The organism is Sphingosinithalassobacter sp. LHW66-3 (assembly GCF_050703275.1).
In the GTDB taxonomy this organism is placed as follows: domain Bacteria; phylum Pseudomonadota; class Alphaproteobacteria; order Sphingomonadales; family Sphingomonadaceae; genus Sphingomonas.
Window position 1 is genome coordinate 1,689,435 of the sequence record NZ_CP193482.1, and the last position, 20,521, is coordinate 1,709,955.

The 20,521-nt window shown below is 67.0% G+C and carries 18 protein-coding genes; 12 read left to right on the forward strand and 6 right to left on the reverse strand.

From position 1 onward, the window contains the following. The first annotated feature begins 99 nt into the window (after positions 1-99). Entirely contained in the window at positions 100-2,688 is a 2,589-nt protein-coding gene (clpB, locus tag ACQ450_RS08275) for an ATP-dependent chaperone ClpB (RefSeq protein WP_431468900.1), read from the forward strand. Here the strand turns inward: clpB and ACQ450_RS08280 are convergent. From ACQ450_RS08280 to xseA, 5 genes are all read right to left on the reverse strand, one after another. Beyond that, positions 2,676-4,142 (reverse strand): sulfotransferase, encoded by a 1,467-nt coding sequence (locus ACQ450_RS08280; RefSeq protein ID WP_431468901.1) that lies wholly within the window; start codon positions 4,140-4,142, stop codon positions 2,676-2,678. The two genes, clpB and ACQ450_RS08280, sit on opposite strands and share 13 nt — an antisense overlap. Positions 4,143-4,213: 71 nt before the next feature. After that, positions 4,214-7,348 (reverse strand): TonB-dependent receptor, encoded by a 3,135-nt coding sequence (locus tag ACQ450_RS08285; RefSeq protein ID WP_431468902.1) that lies wholly within the window; start codon positions 7,346-7,348, stop codon positions 4,214-4,216. A 286-nt stretch (positions 7,349-7,634) separates the two neighbouring features. Further along, positions 7,635-8,579 (reverse strand): M23 family metallopeptidase, encoded by a 945-nt coding sequence (locus tag ACQ450_RS08290; protein WP_431468903.1) that lies wholly within the window; start codon positions 8,577-8,579, stop codon positions 7,635-7,637. Then, entirely contained in the window at positions 8,576-8,776 is a 201-nt protein-coding gene (locus ACQ450_RS08295) for a DUF2093 domain-containing protein (RefSeq protein WP_188056166.1), read from the reverse strand. Before ACQ450_RS08295 ends, ACQ450_RS08290 begins: the two co-directional genes overlap by 4 nt. Before the next feature lie 37 nt (positions 8,777-8,813). Further along, positions 8,814-10,193 carry an exodeoxyribonuclease VII large subunit gene (xseA, locus tag ACQ450_RS08300; RefSeq protein WP_431468904.1) on the reverse strand — a complete coding sequence of 460 codons (1,380 nt, stop codon included), beginning with the start codon at positions 10,191-10,193 and terminating at the stop codon, positions 8,814-8,816. Here xseA and purD point away from each other — a divergent pair. The 4 genes from purD (at position 10,192) to ACQ450_RS08320 (ending at position 14,754) form a co-directional block, all read left to right on the forward strand. Further along, positions 10,192-11,457, forward strand: coding sequence for a phosphoribosylamine--glycine ligase (gene purD / locus ACQ450_RS08305; RefSeq protein WP_188056168.1), 1,266 nt, complete (start codon positions 10,192-10,194; stop codon positions 11,455-11,457). The genes xseA and purD overlap by 2 nt on opposite strands. 345 nt (positions 11,458-11,802) lie before the next feature. Further along, positions 11,803-13,374, forward strand: coding sequence for a vWA domain-containing protein (locus ACQ450_RS08310; RefSeq protein WP_431468905.1), 1,572 nt, complete (start codon positions 11,803-11,805; stop codon positions 13,372-13,374). A gap of 78 nt (positions 13,375-13,452) precedes the next feature. Continuing rightward, positions 13,453-14,076, forward strand: coding sequence for a hypothetical protein (locus tag ACQ450_RS08315; protein WP_431468906.1), 624 nt, complete (start codon positions 13,453-13,455; stop codon positions 14,074-14,076). A 60-nt stretch (positions 14,077-14,136) separates the two neighbouring features. Further along, entirely contained in the window at positions 14,137-14,754 is a 618-nt protein-coding gene (locus ACQ450_RS08320; protein WP_431468907.1) for an exopolysaccharide biosynthesis protein, read from the forward strand. Here the strand turns inward: ACQ450_RS08320 and ACQ450_RS08325 are convergent, their stop codons facing one another. Beyond that, complete coding sequence (locus ACQ450_RS08325; RefSeq protein WP_431468908.1) at positions 14,755-16,032, reverse strand: NupC/NupG family nucleoside CNT transporter; 1,278 nt, start codon at positions 16,030-16,032, stop codon at positions 14,755-14,757. A gap of 119 nt (positions 16,033-16,151) precedes the next feature. Between ACQ450_RS08325 and ACQ450_RS08330 the strand changes: the two genes are divergently transcribed. The 7 genes from ACQ450_RS08330 (at position 16,152) to ACQ450_RS08360 (ending at position 20,521) form a co-directional block, all read left to right on the forward strand. Beyond that, positions 16,152-16,814 carry a queuosine precursor transporter gene (locus tag ACQ450_RS08330; RefSeq protein ID WP_431468909.1) on the forward strand — a complete coding sequence of 221 codons (663 nt, stop codon included), beginning with the start codon at positions 16,152-16,154 and terminating at the stop codon, positions 16,812-16,814. Between the two features lie 10 nt (positions 16,815-16,824). Then, a complete protein-coding gene (gene argB, locus ACQ450_RS08335) occupies positions 16,825-17,724 on the forward strand; it encodes an acetylglutamate kinase (RefSeq protein WP_188056173.1) in 900 nt (299 codons plus the stop codon). A gap of 81 nt (positions 17,725-17,805) precedes the next feature. Then, positions 17,806-18,108, forward strand: coding sequence for a YggT family protein (locus ACQ450_RS08340; RefSeq protein ID WP_188056409.1), 303 nt, complete (start codon positions 17,806-17,808; stop codon positions 18,106-18,108). 7 nt (positions 18,109-18,115) lie between these two features. Then, complete coding sequence (locus ACQ450_RS08345) at positions 18,116-18,418, forward strand: DUF167 domain-containing protein (RefSeq protein ID WP_431468910.1); 303 nt, start codon at positions 18,116-18,118, stop codon at positions 18,416-18,418. Then, on the forward strand, positions 18,415-19,290 hold the full coding sequence (gene folD, locus ACQ450_RS08350; RefSeq protein ID WP_431468911.1) for a bifunctional methylenetetrahydrofolate dehydrogenase/methenyltetrahydrofolate cyclohydrolase FolD: 876 nt from the start codon (positions 18,415-18,417) through the stop codon (positions 19,288-19,290). The genes ACQ450_RS08345 and folD overlap by 4 nt, the downstream gene beginning before the upstream one ends. After that, entirely contained in the window at positions 19,287-19,886 is a 600-nt protein-coding gene (locus tag ACQ450_RS08355; RefSeq protein ID WP_431468912.1) for a hypothetical protein, read from the forward strand. Before folD ends, ACQ450_RS08355 begins: the two co-directional genes overlap by 4 nt. Continuing rightward, entirely contained in the window at positions 19,883-20,521 is a 639-nt protein-coding gene (locus ACQ450_RS08360) for a MarC family protein (RefSeq protein WP_431468913.1), read from the forward strand. The genes ACQ450_RS08355 and ACQ450_RS08360 overlap by 4 nt, the downstream gene beginning before the upstream one ends.

The following is a 20,521-nucleotide window of genomic DNA, read 5'->3' on the forward strand; positions in this document are numbered from 1 at the left end:
CGCGCGCCTTCACAGATACTGGCTGCATCATGTCACCCTCCCCTTGTGTTGTATTTTTGCAACACTATCTCGAATGCCGAAGCGTAACAGGGAATTGCGATGAATCTCGAAAAATTTACCGATCGCGCCAAGGGCTTTCTCCAGTCGGCGCAGACCGTGGCGATCCGCCTGAGCCATCAGCGGATCGCGCCCGAACATCTGCTGAAGGCGCTGCTCGAGGACAGCGAGGGGATGGCCTCGGGCCTGATCGCCAAGGCGGGCGGCGACGCCAGGCGCGCGCTTGCCGACACCGATGCCGGGCTGGCGCGCATTCCCGCCGTTTCCGGCGGCGGGGCGCAGCAGACGCCGGGGCTGGACAATGATTCGGTCCGCGTCCTCGATCAGGCCGAGCAGGTGGCGGCAAAGGCCGGCGACAGCTTCGTCACGGTCGAGCGGCTGCTGCTGGCGCTCACCCTTGCCACGACCACTGCGGCAGGCAAGGCGCTCGCGGCCGCGGGTGTGAAGCCCGAGGCGCTGAACCAGGCGATCAACGATCTGCGCGGCGGGCGCACTGCCGATACCGCGTCCGCCGAGGATCGCTACGATGCGCTCAAGAAGTTCGCGCGCGACCTGACCGAGGCGGCACATGCCGGCAAGCTCGACCCGGTGATCGGCCGCGACGAGGAGATCCGGCGCACGATCCAGATCCTCGCGCGTCGCACCAAGAACAATCCGGTGCTGATCGGCGAGCCCGGCGTCGGCAAGACGGCGATCGCCGAGGGGCTGGCGCTGCGCATCGCCAACGGCGACGTTCCCGACAACCTCAAGGATCGCAAGCTGATGGCGCTCGACATGGGCAGCCTGATCGCGGGCGCGAAATATCGCGGCGAGTTCGAGGAGCGGCTGAAGGGCGTGCTCGACGAAGTGAAGGCGGGCGAAGGCACCATCATCCTCTTCATCGACGAGATGCACACGCTGATCGGCGCGGGGAAGACCGAAGGCGCGATGGACGCGGGCAATCTGCTCAAGCCGGCGCTCGCGCGCGGCGAGCTCCACTGCATCGGCGCGACCACGCTCGACGAATATCGCAAATATGTCGAAAAGGACGCGGCGCTCCAACGGCGCTTCCAGCCCGTGTTCGTCGGCGAGCCGACGGTCGAGGACACGATCTCGATCCTGCGCGGGCTGAAGGAGAAGTATGAGCTGCACCATGGCGTGCGGATCACCGACGGCGCGATCGTTTCCGCCGCGACGCTCTCCAACCGCTACATCACCGACCGCTTCCTGCCCGACAAGGCGATCGACCTGATGGACGAGGCGGCGAGCCGCATCCGCATGGAAGTCGAAAGCAAGCCCGAGGAGATCGAGGCGCTCGACCGGCGGATCATCCAGCTCAAGATCGAGCGCGAGGCGCTGCGCAAGGAGACCGACGCCGCCTCGCGCGACCGGCTCGACCGGCTCGAGGACGAACTCGCCGATCTGGAGCGCCAGTCGGCCGAGCTGACGCAGCGCTGGCAGGCCGAGAAGGTGAAGATCCAGTCCGAGGCGACGCTCAAGCAGCAGCTCGACCAGGCGCGGATCGAACTCGAGCAGGCGCAGCGTTCGGGCGACCTCGGCCGTGCGGGCGAGCTTTCCTATGGCGTGATCCCGGGGCTGGAAAAGCAGCTCGCCGAGGCCGCCGGGGCGACCGAAGGCGCGATGCTGCGCGAGGAAGTGACCGCCGACGACATCGCCGCGGTGGTGAGCCGCTGGACGGGCATTCCGGTCGACCGGATGCTCGAAGGCGAGCGCGAGAAGCTGCTCAACATGGAAGCCGCGCTCGGCGCGCGCGTGATCGGCCAGGCGGATGCAGTGAAGGCCGTTTCCACTGCCGTCCGCCGCAGCCGCGCGGGGCTGCAGGATCCGAACCGGCCGCTCGGGAGCTTCCTGTTCCTCGGGCCGACGGGCGTCGGCAAGACCGAACTGACCAAGGCGCTCGCCGAATTCCTGTTCGACGATGCCAATGCGATGGTCCGCATCGACATGAGCGAGTTCATGGAGAAGCACGCGGTCGCGCGGCTGATCGGCGCGCCTCCGGGCTATGTCGGCTATGAGGAGGGCGGCGTGCTGACCGAAGCCGTGCGTCGCCGCCCCTATCAGGTGATCCTGTTCGACGAAGTGGAGAAGGCGCACGGCGACGTGTTCAACGTGCTGCTCCAGGTGCTCGACGACGGGCGGCTGACCGACGGCCAGGGCCGCACGGTGGACTTCGCGAACACGATCGTCATCATGACGTCGAACCTCGGCTCAAATTATCTGACCAACCTTGCCGACGGCCAGTCGGTGGAGGACGTCGAGCCGCAGGTGATGGAGATCGTCCGCGGCCATTTCCGCCCGGAATTCCTCAACCGGCTCGACGAGATCATCCTGTTCCACCGGCTGGGGCAGGAGCATATGGGGCCGATCGTCGAGATCCAGGTCGCGCGCGTCCAGCGCCTGCTGGCCGATCGCAAGATCCGGATCGAGCTGACCGCCGGGGCGCGCGATTGGCTGGGGCGCGTCGGCTACGACCCGGTCTATGGCGCGCGCCCCCTCAAGCGAGCGGTCCAGCGCTATCTCCAGGATCCGCTCGCCGACCTGATCCTCAAGGGCGAGGTGAAGGACGGATCGACGGTGCAGGTCGGCGAAGGCGACGGGGGGCTGGTGCTGAGAGTTGGTCAGTCCGCCTGATAGGCGTCGAGGAAGGGCTGAAGCTGTTCGCGATACGGCTGGGCAATTCCGATGGCGCGCTGATGAATCGGCTGGCGCACCTGCGCGACGCTGGCCGTCGTCACGCGCCGGCTGGTCTTGTGCGGCTCGAGCACTGCGGGCTCGAACTCCAGTCCACAATGCTCGAGAATCGCTGGAATCACGGTCGCGGGATCGCTTACGAGCTGCTGATACTCGACCTGCAGCATTCGCTCGCCCAAGAGGTCCTGCCACTGCGCGAACAGTTGGTCCTCGAGCTTGAAATGTTCGGCGATCGTCAGGGGATTCCAGCTCCACGACAGGCCGGCCACGAAGAAAGTGCGGTAGCAGGACCAGGCACAGTCGAGCGGGTCACGCCGCAGCCAGATGATCGGAGCGGCAGGCAATGCTTCGGCCAGAACGCCCAGATAGCGGCTCGCGCTCAACGTCTTGTCGACGAAGCGGCCCGAACTTCCGAGCCGCTCGCTCGCCAGATGGAGATACAATCCGGCGATGGCCCGTGCGCTTCCGCCGCGGGAATACAGCGCGTCGAGCGATGCCGCGCTCGCTGCTCCCAGGTCACGGCGCAGGATCGGAAACAGGCCGAGTTCCTCTCCGGCGGCGACGGCGCTGTGGCTGACCAGGATCTGCTCGACGAGCGTGGTTCCGGAGCGGGGGAGCCCCGTGACGAAGATCGGGCGATCCGCCCCCGGCACCTGCGGCGCCGCGCCGGCGCGGGCGAAACGGTCGGTCGAATAGCCGCGAACCGCCTCCTGCGCGCCGCGGACGTCCGTCGACCGATCATAGGGTAGCTGTCGCGCCATGATGTCGGCGCAGCGCCCGAAGTGCTCGCGCGCCGTCTGCGCATCGCCCTCCAGGTCGTGCACCGCGCCACAGGCCGAATGATAGGCGGCACGATCGAGAGGCGCCGCCTGTGCGGCCACCGATGCGGCGGCGCGCAAGCGCTCTTTCAACTCTGCGCAAGTCTCGCGCCGCGCGATCATCGCAAGGGCGAGCCATGCCTGGCCGGATGCGGGAGCGATTTCGACGGCCCGGTTCAACTGTTCGCGTGCCGTATCGAACCTGCCGCGGTTGGTTTCGACGGTCCCGCGGAGATAGGCGTGCTGAAGCGGTGTCGGCCGGCCGGGATCGAGCGACTCCAGCAGGCCTGCCGCCTCGTCGAGACGACCGGAGCGCGCGAGAACCGATGCTTTTTCAAAGCGCGCCGCGTCGCTGCCCCCCGTCTGTTCCACCAGCAGGTCGGCCGCCGCCAGGCTCGCTGTCAGTTCGCCGTTCTGCTCTAGGAGCTGGACGAGCGCTCGCCATTGGGAGCCGAGCGGAGCGCGGGCGCGGATCAGGGCGAACGCCGCTCGATTGACGTCCGCCCGGTGTCGCCGGGCGATGGCGTTCTTCAACGCCGCGACCTGAGTCGCGGCCACGGCAGATCGCGCTTCCATTCGGGGGCGGATAGCAAAAAAAAGGGGCGGCGCCAGCGGCGCCGCCCCCAATTCTCCAGTCTCGACTGGGCTTAGCGAACGTCGCCGCCGAAGCCCATCTTGAGCGAGAAGCGCACGAAGCGCGGGGTCTGATACCCCGTCACCTGGCCGTAGCGCGGGTTCGCACCGGCGTTGTTGAAGTCGCCGAACTCCTGGAAGTCGACTTCCGCCTTCGAGTTCAGCACGTTGAACACGTCGATACCCAGCTGCACGCCATCCAGACCAGGGATGGTGATTGCGGCCTTGAGGTCGAGCGAGGTGCGCCAGTCGCTCTCGAACGCGGTACCACGCGGGATCAGCGCCGGAACGGTGGTGACACCGTCGTTCTCGCCCGGGGCGACGACGCCGTCACCATCGGCATCATATTCGAACAGCGGGTTGCCGGTGGCGTTCACGTTCGAGCAGAAGAAGCTCGCCGCACCATAACCATATTCGAAGTCGCCGAAGGGGTAATCGTCCTCGTCCAGCGGGTTGCCGTCGCTGTCCCAGTTACCGATGCACGAGAACTTGCGCGGCGATTCGGCTGCGAAGTTGAAGCCGAGGCGCAGCCATTCGGTCGCCTGGAAGCCGCCGTAGAGCTTGAACGAATGCTCACGCTCGTTGGCAAGCGGACCATAGGCACCGACCAGGAAGCCCGGCTGGTCGAAGTCCTGGGTCAGGCCGGTATCGCTCTGGTTGTTGTCCGACTTCACGCCACCTTCGAAGTTACCGCGCAGATGGGTCCAGGTGTACGAGCCGCCGAGGCTCCACACGCCGTCCCACGGCTTGTCGAGAGTGAACTGCACCGAGTCATAGTTGCGCTGTGCCTTCGGATAGCCGAGATCCTCGGCCGCCAGGGTCACGACGTCGCACTGGCCGGGGATCGAGCAGTCGCCGTCCAGTCGAACGGTGATGTCCGAACCGGGGTTCGCGAGCACATACTGATGGAAGCCGGTCCATTCGCTGTCGCAGCCGGCAATGCCGTTTTCCGCGCAGTAAGCGAGGACCGCGGCATCGACCGCGACGTCTTCCAGCGTGTCGCCGAGACGGCGGTTGGTGTAGGTCAGGCTCACGTCGAACGCGTCGAACGAGTGCGAGATGCCCAGGATCCACTCATCCTGATAGCTGGGCTGCAGGCTGCTCGCCACCAGCACGTCGGTCGGCTTGATCGAACCATCGGCATAGACGGTGTAGCAAAGCTCGCCTGCGTTCGGCGAACCCGCCGGGCAGGGGTTGGAGCTCGCGAACACCGTGCCCGACAGCACCTGGTTGGGGTCGATCCCTGCAGGAAGCCCGTACGGGTCCAGGGCCGCGAGCGAGGGGTTCACACCCGCCGGATAGCGCATGACCTGGCGATAATAGGTCTCGGCACCCGCCAGACGCAGGTTGGTGTTGGTCGCGATCGGCAGATAATAACGGCCCCAGAAGGCGCTCAGCTTGGTGCGCTGGTCGCCGAACAGGTCGAAGGTCGCGCCAAGACGCGGGCCGACCTTGTAGTCGGTCTCATAATAGACTTCGCCGAACTGGTTGCTGTTCTCGAACTTGTCGAAACGCACACCCAGGTTCAGGTTGAGCCGGCCATTCATGAGCGCCCAGCTGTCCTGGACGTAGAAGGCGCTCTGCTGCGTCTCGAACTCGCCCACGTTCCGATAATAATAGCGGAAGAAGTAGGCGGGATAGAGCAGGTAGCGATATCCGCCCGGGCCGGTATAGGCCGTATCCTCCAGCGCACGCAGATCCTCGCGGTCGTACCCGAAGCGGAAATGGTGCTCGCCGAGGAAGCTGGCGTACACGTCGGCGTCGATGCGGTACACGGTCCGCTCATCGTCGTCGCTCGTGTATGCCGATGCCACGCCCGAGGCCTGCAGGCTCGTTCCGGTGATGTTCGAAACATAGGACGACAGGTTCGGCGAAACCGCCTGGATGCCCTTGTTGCGGTTCTCACCATAGGAGGCCGAAATCGTGAACCAGTCGGTAAAGGCACCGGTATAGGTCGCGATGAAGTTCTGACCACCCGAAGTGACCGAGCGGCTGCCGTAGAAGCCCAGGACTTCCTCCGTGGCAGCATCGAAACGGTAATAGTCGGTGTACGACGTGCGCTCGTCCGAGAAGTAGGTCAGTTCGAGGCGGTGACCATCGGTGATGATCGCATCGAACTTGCCGCCGTAATATTCGGGCGAGGTGTTGCCGAAGGTGCGAAAGCCGCCAGTGATCGACGAGTTCTCCGCGGTCGAATGACGCGGGTTGTAGAAGCCGTAGAAGAACAGACGATCGCGGATGATCGGGCCGCCCAGATAGAAGGTCGCGTCGACTTCCTCGACCTGGTCGGTCTCGTTGAACGCCGCATAGGTGTTCGGCGAATCCGAGCGCAGCGCGTCCGGCTCCCAGCTGACCACGACGCCGCCCTCGAACTCGTTCGTGCCGCGCTTGGTGGTCGCGCTGACGAAGCCGCCGAGCGCACGGCCGAATTCGGCCTGGTAGCCGCCGGTGTTCACATCGAACGAATCATAGAATTCGAACGGAACGATGCTGCTGCCGAGGAAGGTACGGAAGTCGGTCGTGTTCAGACCGTTCACGTAATAGCTGTTCTCGGCAACGGTCGCGCCGCCGATCGACGCCAGGTTGCCGAAGCCCGTGTCGCCGGCGGTCGTGCCCGGCGAAAGGAGGATCAGCGACGTCTGGTCGCGGTTGACCGGAACGGTGTCGTAGAGCTCATCGACGTCGAGCGTCAGGCCCGTGCGGGTCGCCGCGAAGTCGTTGGTGCGCTCCGCGGTGCCGGTCACGAGAATCTCGTCGCCTGCAACTGCCGTGGTGAACACATAGGTGTTCGCCGTGTTCGCCGCGATACGGACCGCCTGATCGGTGACGACGGCGCCGCTCGCGGTCGTGATCGTCACGGTATAGGTGCCGGTCGGAAGCTGCGGAACGCGGAAGCGACCGTCGGACCCGAACGTCGTGGTGCGCGTGAAGCCCTGCTGATTCGACGTGACGGTAACGTCGCCGCCGGTGGCCGGAACGCCGGCCGAATCCTGCACGGTGCCGACCAGAATACCCGTCGTGTAATCCTGAGCCGCGGCAGGCGCGCTCGCGACGGCGGTGATCGATGCCCCGGCGCCGATCAGTGCAAGCGCCTGAAGCGCGGTGCCCGCGCGCAGCTTCTTGCGTGTGGTATGAAGAGTGTTCTTCACGATGGTTTTCCCTCGTCTGATCCGGTCGACCCGCAATGGAGCGCCCCTGACCGGAGTGTGCCCGCCTCCCTCACAGGCACACGAAGTGCCCGAAGCGAGACCTAGGCAGGATGGATGAAGCGCGGGTTTCCCGCTGTAAAGGCAGCATTCAGCTTTGCGCGACCTTTTGAACCGACTGTAGCGCAAATGTCACAGCTTCGCAGCGATAGGGTAGTAATCCGTCCCTATTGCGGGCGATTTTTTGTGCAGCTGCGAAAAGAACTGCCGCTTTATTGCGCAGCGGGCATCACTGCACCGCGGGCATCGGCCCGGCGATCAGGAGCGGGTCGATCCGCGCGTCCTGCCACTTCATGCTCCAGTGGAGGTGCGGCCCGGTCGCGCGTCCCGTGGCGCCAATGGCGCCCACCGGCTGGCCGCGGCGCACACGCTCGCCCACGCCCACGTCGAGCCGCGACAGGTGCAGAAACGCGCTGTTCAGCCCCATGCCATGGTCGATCATGAGGAGCTTGCCCTCCAGCGTGAACTCCGCCTCGGCGGCGAGAGTCACGACGCCGTCCGCCGGCGCGAGGACGGTGGTGCCGGTCGGCCGGGCGACATCGACTCCCGAGTGATAGGAGCCCGGCTCCCCGCGATAGATGCGTTGCGACCCGAACATGCCGGAAATCCGCCCGGTTACCGGCCAGAGAAAGCTCTGGCGCCAGCCCTCGGCGTCGGTTTCCATCGCCCGCGCCGCGACGATCTGGCGCAATTCCTCGGGACGGCGGCGGCGGAACTCGGCCGACGGCTGAGAGACGCGCGGCAAGCGATCCAGCCGCTCGATCCGCCACGCGCGCGGGCTGACGGCCAGCGTCTCGCGCACTTCGCTTCCGTCGGCGAGGCGCGCGACCAGCACCGCTTCGGAATCTGCGTCGCGATCGAACGCGATCAGGAATTTGCCGTCCGCGGCGACCGGCACCGATTCGCCGTCGAAGCTCAGCAGCGTCGTTCCGGCCGGCGCGGTGCCGAGCAGAACGCCGCCTTGCGTCCTCGGCCCTTCCAGAGTGAAGCGGCGAGGGGTGCGATCGGCCGCATCGGCATCCTGCCGGTCCGCGGCGACGCCACTCCCATTCGCAGGCGCAGCATCGGCCTCGGCAACCTCGGCATTGGCTCCGTCCGCCAGCGGCAAGGCGGCGCATGCCGCGAGCAGCGCCAGCAGCCCGCCCGCCGCAGGAAAACGCAGCCGCACGCTCACCGATCCGCCATCGCGCGCGCCGCCAGCTGTGCGCTGGCATATGCCTGCTGACGCTCGACGCACCAGTAACGCAGCTCATCGAGCGGAATCTTTTCGCCACTGACGGCGCAGGCGACATGGTCCCCCGGGGAAAGCACGCGAAAACCGTTGGCCATATAGTGGAGGCGTGCGGCTCGGGCCGAGTTGGACATCAGCATCGCTGGGGTGCCTCTTGCGGTTTGAATAGCAGCGCCGTCACAGCAGAGTCGGCTGCTCAGGCTTTTTCGCTTCATAGGTTTTGCCGCCGCTGCGCTCAACCCGCGCCTCCACGGCGCCATCGCGGAAGTGGAGAGTGAGCGCCTGGGCGCTGCGCGCCTCTGCGGCGGTCGCGGCCACCTTTCCGGTCGCGCGCGCCTCCACCCAGGCATAGCCCCGTTCGAGCGGCCGCTCCGGATGCGCGGCGTCGAGCAATCGCCCCGTCCCTTCCAGCCGATCGCGCGCGGCGGCGAGCCGCTGCGCGAGCATTGCCGGGCGCAGCGCACCGGCGCACCGGTCGAGCTCGGTCCGCGCCCGCGTGACGCGGCGTTCCAGCCCGCGATCGAGCCGCCCGCCCAGATCGTCGAGCCGCTGCCGCTGCGGGCCCAGCAATGCGTCCCGCTTGGGCAGCAGCCGCACCAGCGACGTGAGCCGTTCCTGTCCGCGCTCCTGATAGCGGCGGGCGCATCGCTCGGCCCGCAGCGCCAGCGTTGCGAGGCCGTTCGACAGTTCGGCGAGCACCGGCACCGCCATTTCCGCCGCCGCGGTGGGCGTAGGCGCGCGCAAATCGGCGGCGAAATCGCACAGGCTGGTGTCCGTTTCATGCCCCACGGCGGAGATCACCGGAATCGAGCAGCCGGCGACCGCACGCACCACTGCCTCTTCGTTGAATGCCCACAGATCCTCGATCGAGCCGCCGCCGCGCGCCACGATCAACAGATCGGGCCGCGGCACCGGCCCGATCGCCGGCATCGCATCGAACCCGCGCACCGCCGCCGCCACTTCGGCTGCGGCGCCTTCGCCCTGCACCTTCACCGGCCAGACCAGCACATGGCAGGGGCAGCGATCGGCGAGCCGATGGAGGATGTCGCGGATCACCGCGCCGGTGGGCGACGTCACCACGCCGATCGTGCGCGGCAGATAGGGCAACGGCTGCTTGCGCTCGGGCGCGAACAGCCCTTCGGCGGCGAGCTGCGCCTTCAGCTTCTCGAGCAGCGCCATCAGCGCGCCCTCGCCCGCAAGCTCCATCCGCTCGACGACGATCTGGTATTTCGAACGGCCGGGAAATGTCGTCAGCCGGCCGATGGCGACGACTTCGGCGCCGTCCTGTGGGCTGAACGGCAGCGCGGCGGCCTGGCCGCGCCAGATCACTCCGTCGATCACCGCGCCTTCGTCCTTGAGGCACAAATAGCAGTGCCCGGAGGCCGCGCGTTTCCAGCCGGAGATCTCGCCGCGTACCCGGACGAAGCCGAACTCCCCCTCCACTATCCGTTTGAGACGTGAAGAGATTTCGCTCACGCTCCACGGTGCGGCGTTGTCGCCGGGACTCTCCTCGGCTACCAGACGTTGCGAAGACGAATCGAATAAGGGATCGGGCATGAACGTCCTGCTGATCGGATCGGGAGGTCGCGAACATGCGCTCGCCTGGAAGCTCGCGCAATCGCCGCGGCTGGAAAAGCTCTTCGCCGCGCCCGGCAACCCGGGGATCGCGCAGCACGCGCAACTCGCCGATATCGCCGCCACCGACCATCGATCGATCATCGATTTCTGCCTGCGCAATTCGATCGAATTCGTGGTGATCGGACCCGAGGCGCCGCTGGTGGCGGGCTTGGCCGACAATCTGCGCACCATGGGGATCGGCGTGTTCGGTCCGGGACGCGACGCGGCGCAGCTGGAGGGGTCGAAGGGCTTCACCAAGGATTTGTGCGCGCGCGAACGGATCCCGACCGCCGGCTATGTCCATGTCCACTCGCGCGACGGCGCGATGGCCGCGCTCGCCGATTTCCCGCTGCCGGTCGTGGTGAAGGCGGATGGCCTTGCCGCCGGCAAGGGCGTGACGATCGCCATGTCACGCGAGGAGGCGGAGGAAGCGATCTCGGCCATCTTCTCGCGCAACGGCGCCACCGCCGTGATCGAGGAGTTTCTCGAAGGCGAGGAAGCAAGCCTGTTCGTGCTCACCGACGGAGTCACGGTGATGCCGTTCGGATCGGCGCAGGATCACAAGCGCGTCGGCGAGGGGGACACCGGGCCGAACACCGGCGGCATGGGCGCCTACAGCCCGGCCCACGTGCTGACCCCGGCGCTGGAGCGCGAGGCGATCGAGCGGATCGTCCGCCCGACGATCGCCGCGCTCGCCCGGGCGGGAAGCCCCTATTCGGGGGTGCTCTATGCCGGTCTCATGCTCACCGAACAGGGGCCGAAGCTGATCGAATACAACGTCCGCTTCGGCGATCCCGAGTGCCAGGTGCTGATGCCGCGACTGGAGGACGATCTGCTCGAGCTGATGCTGGCCACCGAGGCGGGCGAGCTGGCGGGACGGCCCGATCCGGTCTTTTCGCAGAGCAGTGCGCTTGCGGTGGTGCTGGCGGCGAAGGGCTATCCGGGCACTCCCGAGAGCGGCGGCGTGATCGGCGGCATCGATGCGGCGGAAGCGACGGGGGCGCGCGTCTTCCACGCCGGAACGGCGCTGGAAGACGATCGACTGGTGGCAAGCGGCGGCCGTGTGCTCAGCGTCGTCGGAACCGGCACGGATGTACGGGCAGCGCAGGCTGGCGCCTATGCCGCGGTCGCCGAGATCGATTTTCCGAGCGGCTTCTGCCGCGGCGACATCGGCTGGCGCGCGCTGGAACGCGAGTCGGCATGAACAGGCACGACAGCTGGAACGACAGCGACGGGGAAAGTCGAGGTACAGAATAACATCACTGTTCATCGGACGCTCATCCGGCCGGGTCGAGACTTTGCGCCACCGTTTCGAACAGGGACGGCAAGATAAGGGGAGATCGTCATGTCGCGTTCGTTGCTTCTGCTGGGTAGTTCCGCGTTTCTGCTGACGTCCGTCGCGCCGCCTCCGCTGGCCGCAATACCGCTGCCGCAGCGGGCACAGGACAATAGTTCGCCGGTACGCTGCACTGTTTCAGACACGCGCGTCGGCCAGCCGACACCCACGATCGCACCGACGAGGCAGCAGGCCCCTCAGCCGCAGCCGATCATGATGCCGCCGCCGCCCGCCCCGCCGGCGCCCCCCGCTCCGCCGCCACTACCGGCACCGACGGCGTCCGCCGAGACGTTCGTCACCGGCAACGCCGCCCGCGCTCCTCACCCGGTCGTGGCCGCGCCCTATGGCTCGCGAGAGAACACCGAGCGCTACGCTGGCGAGGAAATCGCGGCGATCCAGACGGTGGCCGAAGCGCCCGTCTCGACCTTTTCGATCGACGTCGACACCGGCAGCTACGCCAATGCGCGCCGATTCCTGCGCGACGGGCGAATGCCGCCGCAGGAGGCGGTGCGCACCGAAGAGATGATCAACTATTTCCGGTACGACTATCCGCTGCCGCAAGCGCGCACCCAGCCGTTCAGCGTGACCACCGATGTCGCTCGAACGCCCTGGAACCCGGACACGCGGCTGCTGCGCATCGGCCTGCGCGGCTATGACGTGACCGCGGACGGGCGGCCACCGGCGAACCTGGTCTTCCTCGTCGATGTTTCCGGATCGATGGGAAGCGAGGACAAGCTACCGCTGGTGAAGCGCGCGCTGTCGATGCTCGCCGATCGCCTGGGCGAGCGCGATCGAGTGTCGATCGTCGTCTATGCCGGCGCGGCGGGCATCGTGCTCGAACCGACGAACAGTGCCGCGCATATACGGGCCGCGCTGGAATGCCTTCAGGCAGGCGGCTCGACTGCCGGCGGCCAGGGCCTCGAACTCGCCTATGCCACCGCACGGGCAAGCTTCATCGAAAACGGGATCAACCGCATCTTCGTCGCCACCGACGGCGACTTCAACGTCGGCGTCAGCAGCAACGACGCGATCGAGCAGATGGTCGAGCGCAACCGCGAGAGCGGCATCACGCTGACTACCCTCGGCTTCGGCACCGGCAACTATAATGAGGCGCTGATGGAGCGCATCGCCGACATCGGCAACGGCAACTACGCCTATATCGACAGTGCGATGGAAGCGCAGAAGGTGCTCGACGACCAGCTGGCTGCCACGCTCGTCACGATCGCGGGCGACGTGAAGGTGCAGGTCGAGTTCAACCCGGCGCAGGTCAGCGAATATCGGCTGATCGGCTACGAGAATCGTCTGCTGGCCGAGCAGGATTTCGACAATGATGCCGTGGACGCCGGCGAGATCGGCGCCGGGCACCAGGTGACCGCACTGTACGAAATCGTCCCCGCCGGTTCGCGCGGCTGGCTTCCTGAGCGGCGATACGAAGCCAATCGCGCCGCTGCGCCACACGGCACCGGCAACGAACTCGGCTATGTGAAGCTGCGCTACAAGCTGCCGGGCGAGGAGGAATCGCGGCTGATTTCGAGGCCGATTCCCGCGCGCACGCTGGCGACTGCCGAAGCGCCTTCGGGCGACATGGCTTTCGTCAGCGCAGTGGCGGCGTTCGGACAGAAGCTGCGGGGCGACAACTATCTGAACGGCTTCACCTTCCCGCAAATCGAAGCGCTGGCGGGACAGCCGAGCGGCTATTGGCGTGAAGAGTTCGTCCAGCTTGTCCGGCTGGCCGGGTCACACGCGCCGGGCGCTGTCAAAACGGAAAACGGCGGCGGCGAATAACGCCGCGACGACTGGACGCACTCCGATCCGGCGTTATGCATTTGTCCAAGGCAACTGCATGACGCCGGAGGGAGGGCAATGAACCAGCAATCGACATCGGCCACGGCCGCGCCCATCATCGAAGGTGCGCCGGAATATCTGACGCTGCCCTTCGTTCTGATCGCGATCGGAGTCCTGGTGGCGCTCGCATTGCTTCTGTGGGGAGCGCGGCGCGCGCGCGAACGGCGTGCCGCCGAGCACGAGCTGACCGAGAGCGGCCAGGCGAGATATGTCGACGAAGCCGCAGTTGCCGAGCCACCGTCCGAGACCGAGCGCACGATCGCGGCACCGCCGGTCGCGCCCGCCCCTCCGCCCGTCGCCGACGCCGAAGTGCCCGCGGCGGAGCCGGAACCAGCGCCGCAGCCTCGGCCCGAGCCGGCCACGGAAACCGTCCCGCCCGCAGGAGCGTCCGCTCCCGCGCAGGCCAGCGACGACCTCACTCGGATGAAGGGAGTGGGCCCGCGGCTGGCCGAGCGCCTGAACGGCCTCGGCATCACGCGGTTCGAACAGATTGCGGCGCTTTCGCCGGAAGATGCCGCGGCACTCGACGCGCAACTCGGCGACTTCCGCGGAAGGCTCGAGCGCGATCGCTGGATCGAACAGGCCGAACTGCTCGCGAAGGGCGATATCGCTGCCTATGAGGAGCGGTTCGGCAAGCTCTGATTCGTGGAGACAAGCTGCTGCTGAGGCGTTCCGGACCGGAAACGGTCAGGGAACATCGGGATGGCCGCTCAGGCGGAAAAGACTGCAGACTCCGGAAAACCGCTCGAGAACCTGCTCGACGAAGCGATTGATTCGGAAGAAAATGGCGATGTCACGATCGGCACATTGCTGAGCGCTTTCGGCAGCCGAGGGTTCGGGCCGCTTCTCTGCATCTTCGCGCTGATCGCGATCCTTCCCCCCATCGGCGGCATTCCGGGCGTGCCCACGTCGATGGGCCTCCTCACCATGTTGATCGCGGTGCAGATCCTGATCGGTCGGCGGCACCCCTGGGCGCCCGGCTTCATTCGTCGCCGCGGCGTCTCGAAGGGCAAGGTCGAAAAGGCGCGCGACAAGGCAAAGGGCCTGCTCGCGAGGATCGACGCGCTCGTCGGCCGACGCCTTACCTTCGCCACGACGCGGCCCGCCGAGTGGTTGGCGGCGCTGTGCTGCATGCTGCTCGGCTTCGCCATGCCGCCGCTCGAACTGCTACCGTTCGCCGCGGCGCTGCCGGCGAGCGCGATTCTCCTGTTCGGTCTCGGCCTGACGGCGCGCGACGGGCTGCTGATGCTGTTCGGTTTCGCGGCGACCGGCGGCAGCCTCTACGTCGTGACGACGAACCTGCCTGGCCTGCTCGGCTGATCAGAATTGCAGCAGCAACCCCGCGAGCGCGGCGCTCATCAGATTCGCGAGACTGCCCGCGATCAGCGCCCGGATTCCCAGCCGCGCGATCATCGGCCGCTGATTGGGCGCCAGGCTGCCGGTCGTTCCCATCTGGATCGCGATCGAACTGAAATTGGCAAAACCGCACAGCGCGAAGGTGACGATCGCGCGCGTCCGCTCCGAGATATCTCCAAGCTCGCCGAGCTGAATGAAGGCGACGAATTCATTGAGCACCAGCTTGGTGCCGAACAGGCCCCCGGCGATATCGGCCTCTTCCCAGGGGATTCCCATCAGGAACATGATCGGCGAAAACACGGTGCCGATGATCGCCTGGAAGCTCAGCTCCGGATATCCGAACCAGCTTCCGATGCCGCCGAGCAGACCATTGGCCAGCGCGACCAGCGCGACGAACGCCAGCACCATGGCGCCGACGGCGACTGCGATTCGCACGCCGGTCTGCGCGCCTTCGGCGGCGGCCTGGATCACGTTCGCGGCAGGCGCTTCCTCCGCCACGACTTCGGCCGCGCGGATCACTTCCTCCTCACGCGCGATCGGATCGGTTTCGCGCGCATGTTCGCCATCCTTCGGCGGGAGCGCGTCGGGCATGATGATCTTGGCCATCAACAGCCCGCCCGGCGCCGCCATGAACGACGCCGCGAGCAGATAGGGCAGATAGTCCGCGCCGAGAAAGGTCGCATAGGCGGCCAGGATAGTCCCCGCCACGCCCGCCATGCCGACCGACATGATCGCGAAGAGCTGCGACGGAGTGAGACTGGCGAGATAGGGGCGGATGACCAGCGGCGATTCGCTCTGCCCCACGAAGATATTGGCGGCCGAGCACAGCGATTCGACCTTGGAAACGCCGATCACCTTCTCGATCGCGCCGCCCACCCAGCGGATGACGAACTGCATGATGTGCAGATGGTAGAGGACCGCGACCAGGCTGGCGAAGAAGATGATCACCGGCAGTGCCGAAATGGCGAAGCTCGTCCCCCCGATTTCGGGCGAGGCGAGCGGGCCGAACAGGAAATCGGTGCCCGCCTGGGCGTAGCTGAGCAGCGCCGAAACGCCGCGCGCCATCGCCGCGATCGCCAGACGACCGGCAGGGACGTACAGCACCAGTACTGCGATTCCGACCTGAAGCGCGAAAGCGGCGGCCACGACGCGTAACCGGATCGCCCGCTTGTTGGTCGAAAGCAGGAAGGCAATGGCCAGGATTGCGGCGATCCCGACGATGCCAATCGGAAACTCGGTCATTGGTGGCGTTCATTCCCCGGGAGGCCGGCGGCGCCGGCGACATGGCGCGCCACCATACATGCTGGCGCCGAATCGGCTAGGCGCTTCCGCGACTGCGAAAATCCCGCTAGCACCACGCGATGACGACCGCCACTCCGCCCGTGATCTCCCGCTCGCTCTTCGTCCTCTCCATCTTCTACGGAGGCATGGTGTGCATTGCCGGTGTGCTGGGGAACAAGCAGGTCGCGCTCGGTCCGCTCGCCGTCGAGGCCGGAATCTTCGCGTTCCTGCTGCTGGTGGTGGTCTCCAGCGCCGTTGCCGAGCTACACGGCCGCGCGGTCGCCAACCGGCTGGTGCAGTTCGGCTTCATCCCGCTGATCGTCTCGCTGCTCCTCTCGCTACTCGTCTATGCGCTCCCGCCGTCGAGCGAGATGATCGAACAACGGCCCGAAGCACTGGCAGCAATTCAGGGAATTCTCTTCTCGACCTGGCGGATCTGGATCGGCGGCATCCTGGCCTATGGCATTTCGCAGACGCTGAACGTCACCATCTTCGCGGCCCTGAAGGGCAGCGAAGGATCGCGCCTGCTCTGGTTCCGCTCGGCAGTGGCGGGCGTGCTCAGCCAGATCGTCGACACGCTCGTGTTCGTGTTCGTCGCCTTCTACGGCCTGTTCGACGTCACCAGCCTGCTGATCGGCCAGATGCTCGCCAAGGTCGTGCTGTCGGCGCTGCTGGTGCCGCTGCTGATCTATCTGGTCGTGTGGATCGGTCGTTCGCTGGACCGTGGCGCGGCGCGGCCCTAAGCGTCCCGCGATGACCGACCATTCGCCCGATCCCGCGCTGCTCGCCAAGGCAGAGACACTCACCGAGGCGCTGCCCTATCTCCAGCGCTACGCGGGCAAGACCTTCGTGGTGAAATATGGCGGCCATGCGATGGGCGATCCCGAGCTGGCGCGCGACTTCGCCGAGGACGTCGTGCTGCTCAAGGCGGTCGGCATCAATCCGATCGTCGTCCATGGCGGCGGCCCCCAGATCGGATCGATGCTCAAGCGCCTGGGAGTCGAATCGCAGTTCGTCGGCGGCCTGCGCGTCACCGATGCGGCGACCGCCGAAGTCGCCGAAATGGTCCTGGCGGGCAAGATCAACAAGGAGATCGTCGCCTGGATCGCCGAAGCCGGCGGCCGCGCGGTCGGCATCTCGGGCAAGGATGCGGGGCTCGTCGTCGCCGAGAAGGTCAAGCGCAGCGAGCCCGATCCCAATTCGGGTATCGAGCGGCACGTCGACCTCGGCTTCGTCGGCGAACCCGTCGCGGTCGATCCGACGATCCTGGGCACGCTGGCGCGCGAGGGGTTCATCCCGGTGGTCGCGCCGGTGGCGCTGGGCGCCGACGGCAACACCTACAACATCAATGCCGACACCATGGCCGGCGCGATCGCCGGCGCCTGCAACGCATCGCGTTTCTTCCTGCTGACCGACGTGGCCGGCGTGATGGACAAGTCGGGTGCGCTGCTGACCGATCTCGACGCGGCGCAGATCGCCGATCTCAAGGCGGACGGCACGATCTTCGGCGGCATGATTCCCAAGGTCGAGACCTGCACCGCCGCCGTCGCCGCGGGAGTCGACGCCGCCGTCATCCTCGATGGGCGCGTCCCGCACGCGATGCTGCTCGAAATCTTCACCCGCCGCGGCGCGGGCACGCTCGTACACAAATAGGGGCGCCGCCCTTGCCGCGCGGCCGGGCGATCCTATAACCACGGCAACACGCGTGTTTGGAGACCTTGCTTGAACGCCTTCCTGATCGTGCTGCTGCAGATCGTCCAGCTCCTGCTGAACGTGCTGTGGTGGATCATCATCGTCCAGGCGATCCTTTCGTGGCTGATCGCCTTCAACGTGATCAACACCTACAATGATTTCGTCCGTACCGTCTGGAACGCGCTGCGCACGCTGACCGAGCCGATCTACCGGCCGGTCCGGCGAGTCCTGCCCGATTTCGGCGCACTCGACCTGTCGCCGCTGGTGGTGTTGCTGCTGCTCTACATCCTCAACGAGATCGTCATCCGGCAGATCCTCTACAGCCTGGCCAGCGCGGCCTATTGAGCCGCGCATGCCGGCCTGGCGGCTGCGGGAGGACGGGATCGAGATCGCGGTGCGCGTGACGCCGCGCGCCGCGCGCGACAGCTTCGCCGCGGGAACCGAGGAGCATTTCGCCGCCCGGCTGACGGCACCGCCCGTCGACGGTGCCGCGAATGCGGCGCTGGTCGCGCTCGCCGCCCGCAGCTTCGGCGTCTCCAGACGCGCGGTAACGCTGATCTCCGGCGACACGGCGCGGCTCAAGCGGCTGACGATCGAAGGCGAGTCGCCGGCGCTGGCACAGATCGCCGCCAGCCACTATGGGTCGGCCGCATGAGCGCCCGGATCATCGATGGAAAGACGTTCGCGGCCGGGCTGCGCGCCCGCGTCGGCGACGGAGTGGCCGCATTTCGCGAGCAAGCGGGCCGCGCGCCGGGGCTCGCAGTCGTGCTGGTAGGCGAGGACCCCGCCTCGACGGTCTATGTCCGCAACAAGGGCAGGATGACGCGCGAGGCGGGCATGGAGAGCTTCGAACATCGCCTGCCCGCCGACACGAGCCAGGAGGCGCTGATCGCGCTCGTCGATCGGCTGAACGCGGACCCGAACGTCGACGGCATCCTCGTCCAGCTCCCGCTGCCCGGCCATCTGGATGCCGAGGCGGTGCTGCTGCGGATCGATCCGGACAAGGACGTCGACGGCTTCCATCCGGTGAACGCGGGGCGGCTCGCGGTCGGCCTGCCGGGTTTCGTGCCCTGCACGCCACTCGGCTGTCTGATGCTGCTCGAGGACGAGATGGGCGAGCTTGCGGGGAAGGACGCGGTCGTGATCGGCCGATCGAACATCGTCGGCAAGCCGATGGCCGCGCTGCTGACGGCGAAGAGCTGCACCGTCACGATCGCCCATTCGCGCACCCGGGATCTCGCACGGCACGTCGGCAATGCCGATATCGTCGTCGCCGCCGTGGGCCGCCCGCGGTTCGTGTCCGGCGACTGGCTGAAGCCGGGCGCCACCGTGATCGACGTCGGCATCAACCGCACCGAGGGCGGCCTGGTGGGCGACGTCGATTTCGACAGCGCGGTGGAAGTGGCGGGCGCGATCACGCCTGTGCCCGGCGGCGTCGGCCCGATGACCATCGCCTGTCTGCTCCGGAACACGCTGGTCGCCGCGCACCGTCGCGAGGCCGTGCCGCTCGACGAGGAGGCGCTGTGATCGCAGCGGCGCTGCTCCTCATCGCCGGCGACCCCGAAACCGCGCTCGACGCCGAGCGCGCGTTCAGCACGGCGGCGCAGGTGGAGGGGCAATGGGCGGCGTTCCGGCGCTTCGCCGATGCGGATGCCGTCATCTTCATGCCCGCGCCCGCCAATCCGCATCGCGCGCTTCCCGCCGAGGAGCCCCCGATCGCCGTGCAATGGTGGCCGGCGCGCAGCTTCGTCTCGTGCGACGGCAGCGTGGCGGTGAACACGGGGTCCTGGGCGCGGCCGCATGCGAGCGGCTATTTCAGCACGGTTTGGGAGCGGCAGCCGGACGGCAGCTGGAAATGGGCGCTCGACCATGGCGACGTTGTCGACGGCGGACGAGCACTGCCGGAGCGAGTCGAGGTTCGCACGGCCGACTGCTCCGCCGTGCCACCGGTGGCCGTGATCCCGTCGCTCGGCGCGCGTCAGGGCAACGGCGCCTCGCGCGACGGCACGCTGCGCTGGGGATGGACGGTGTTCGACGATGGATCGCGCCGGTTCTTCACCAACCTGTGGAACGGCAGCGCGTTCGAACGAGTGATCTACGACGAAGTGGGGTCCGGCGCATGATCGAGCTGTTCGTTTCCGCGCTCATCACGTTCTTCGTGGTGATCGATCCGCCCGGCTGCGCGCCGATCTTCGCCGGGCTGACTTCCGACGCGACCACGGTCCAGCGGCGTACCATGGCGATTCGTGCCGTGCTCGTCTCCGCCGCGATCCTGTTGTTCTTCGCGCTCGCGGGCGAAGAGCTGCTGCGCGCGCTCGGCATCAGTCTCGACAGCTTCCGGATCGCCGGCGGCATCATGCTGTTCCTGATCGCGATCGAAATGGTGTTCGAGAAGCGCACTCAGCGACGCGAGGATCGCGCGCAGAAGGTCGCCGCCGATCCCGAACAGGACGACATTTCGATCTTCCCGATGGCGATGCCGATGATCGCCGGGCCCGGATCGATCGCCAGCGTGATGCTGCTGACGTCGCAGCATCCGGAGAGCTCGGGCGTCATCCTGGCGGCGATGGCGGCGATCCTGCTGCTCACGCTGGGCGCGTTGCTTGCTGCCGGCCCGCTGATGCGGCTGCTCGGCGCAAAGATCGAAGCGATGATCACGCGGCTGCTCGGCGTGCTGCTGGCGGCGCTCGCCACGCAATTCGTGATCGACGGGGTGCGGGCGAGCCTCACCGCCGGCGCCGCGGCGGCTGTCGCCTGA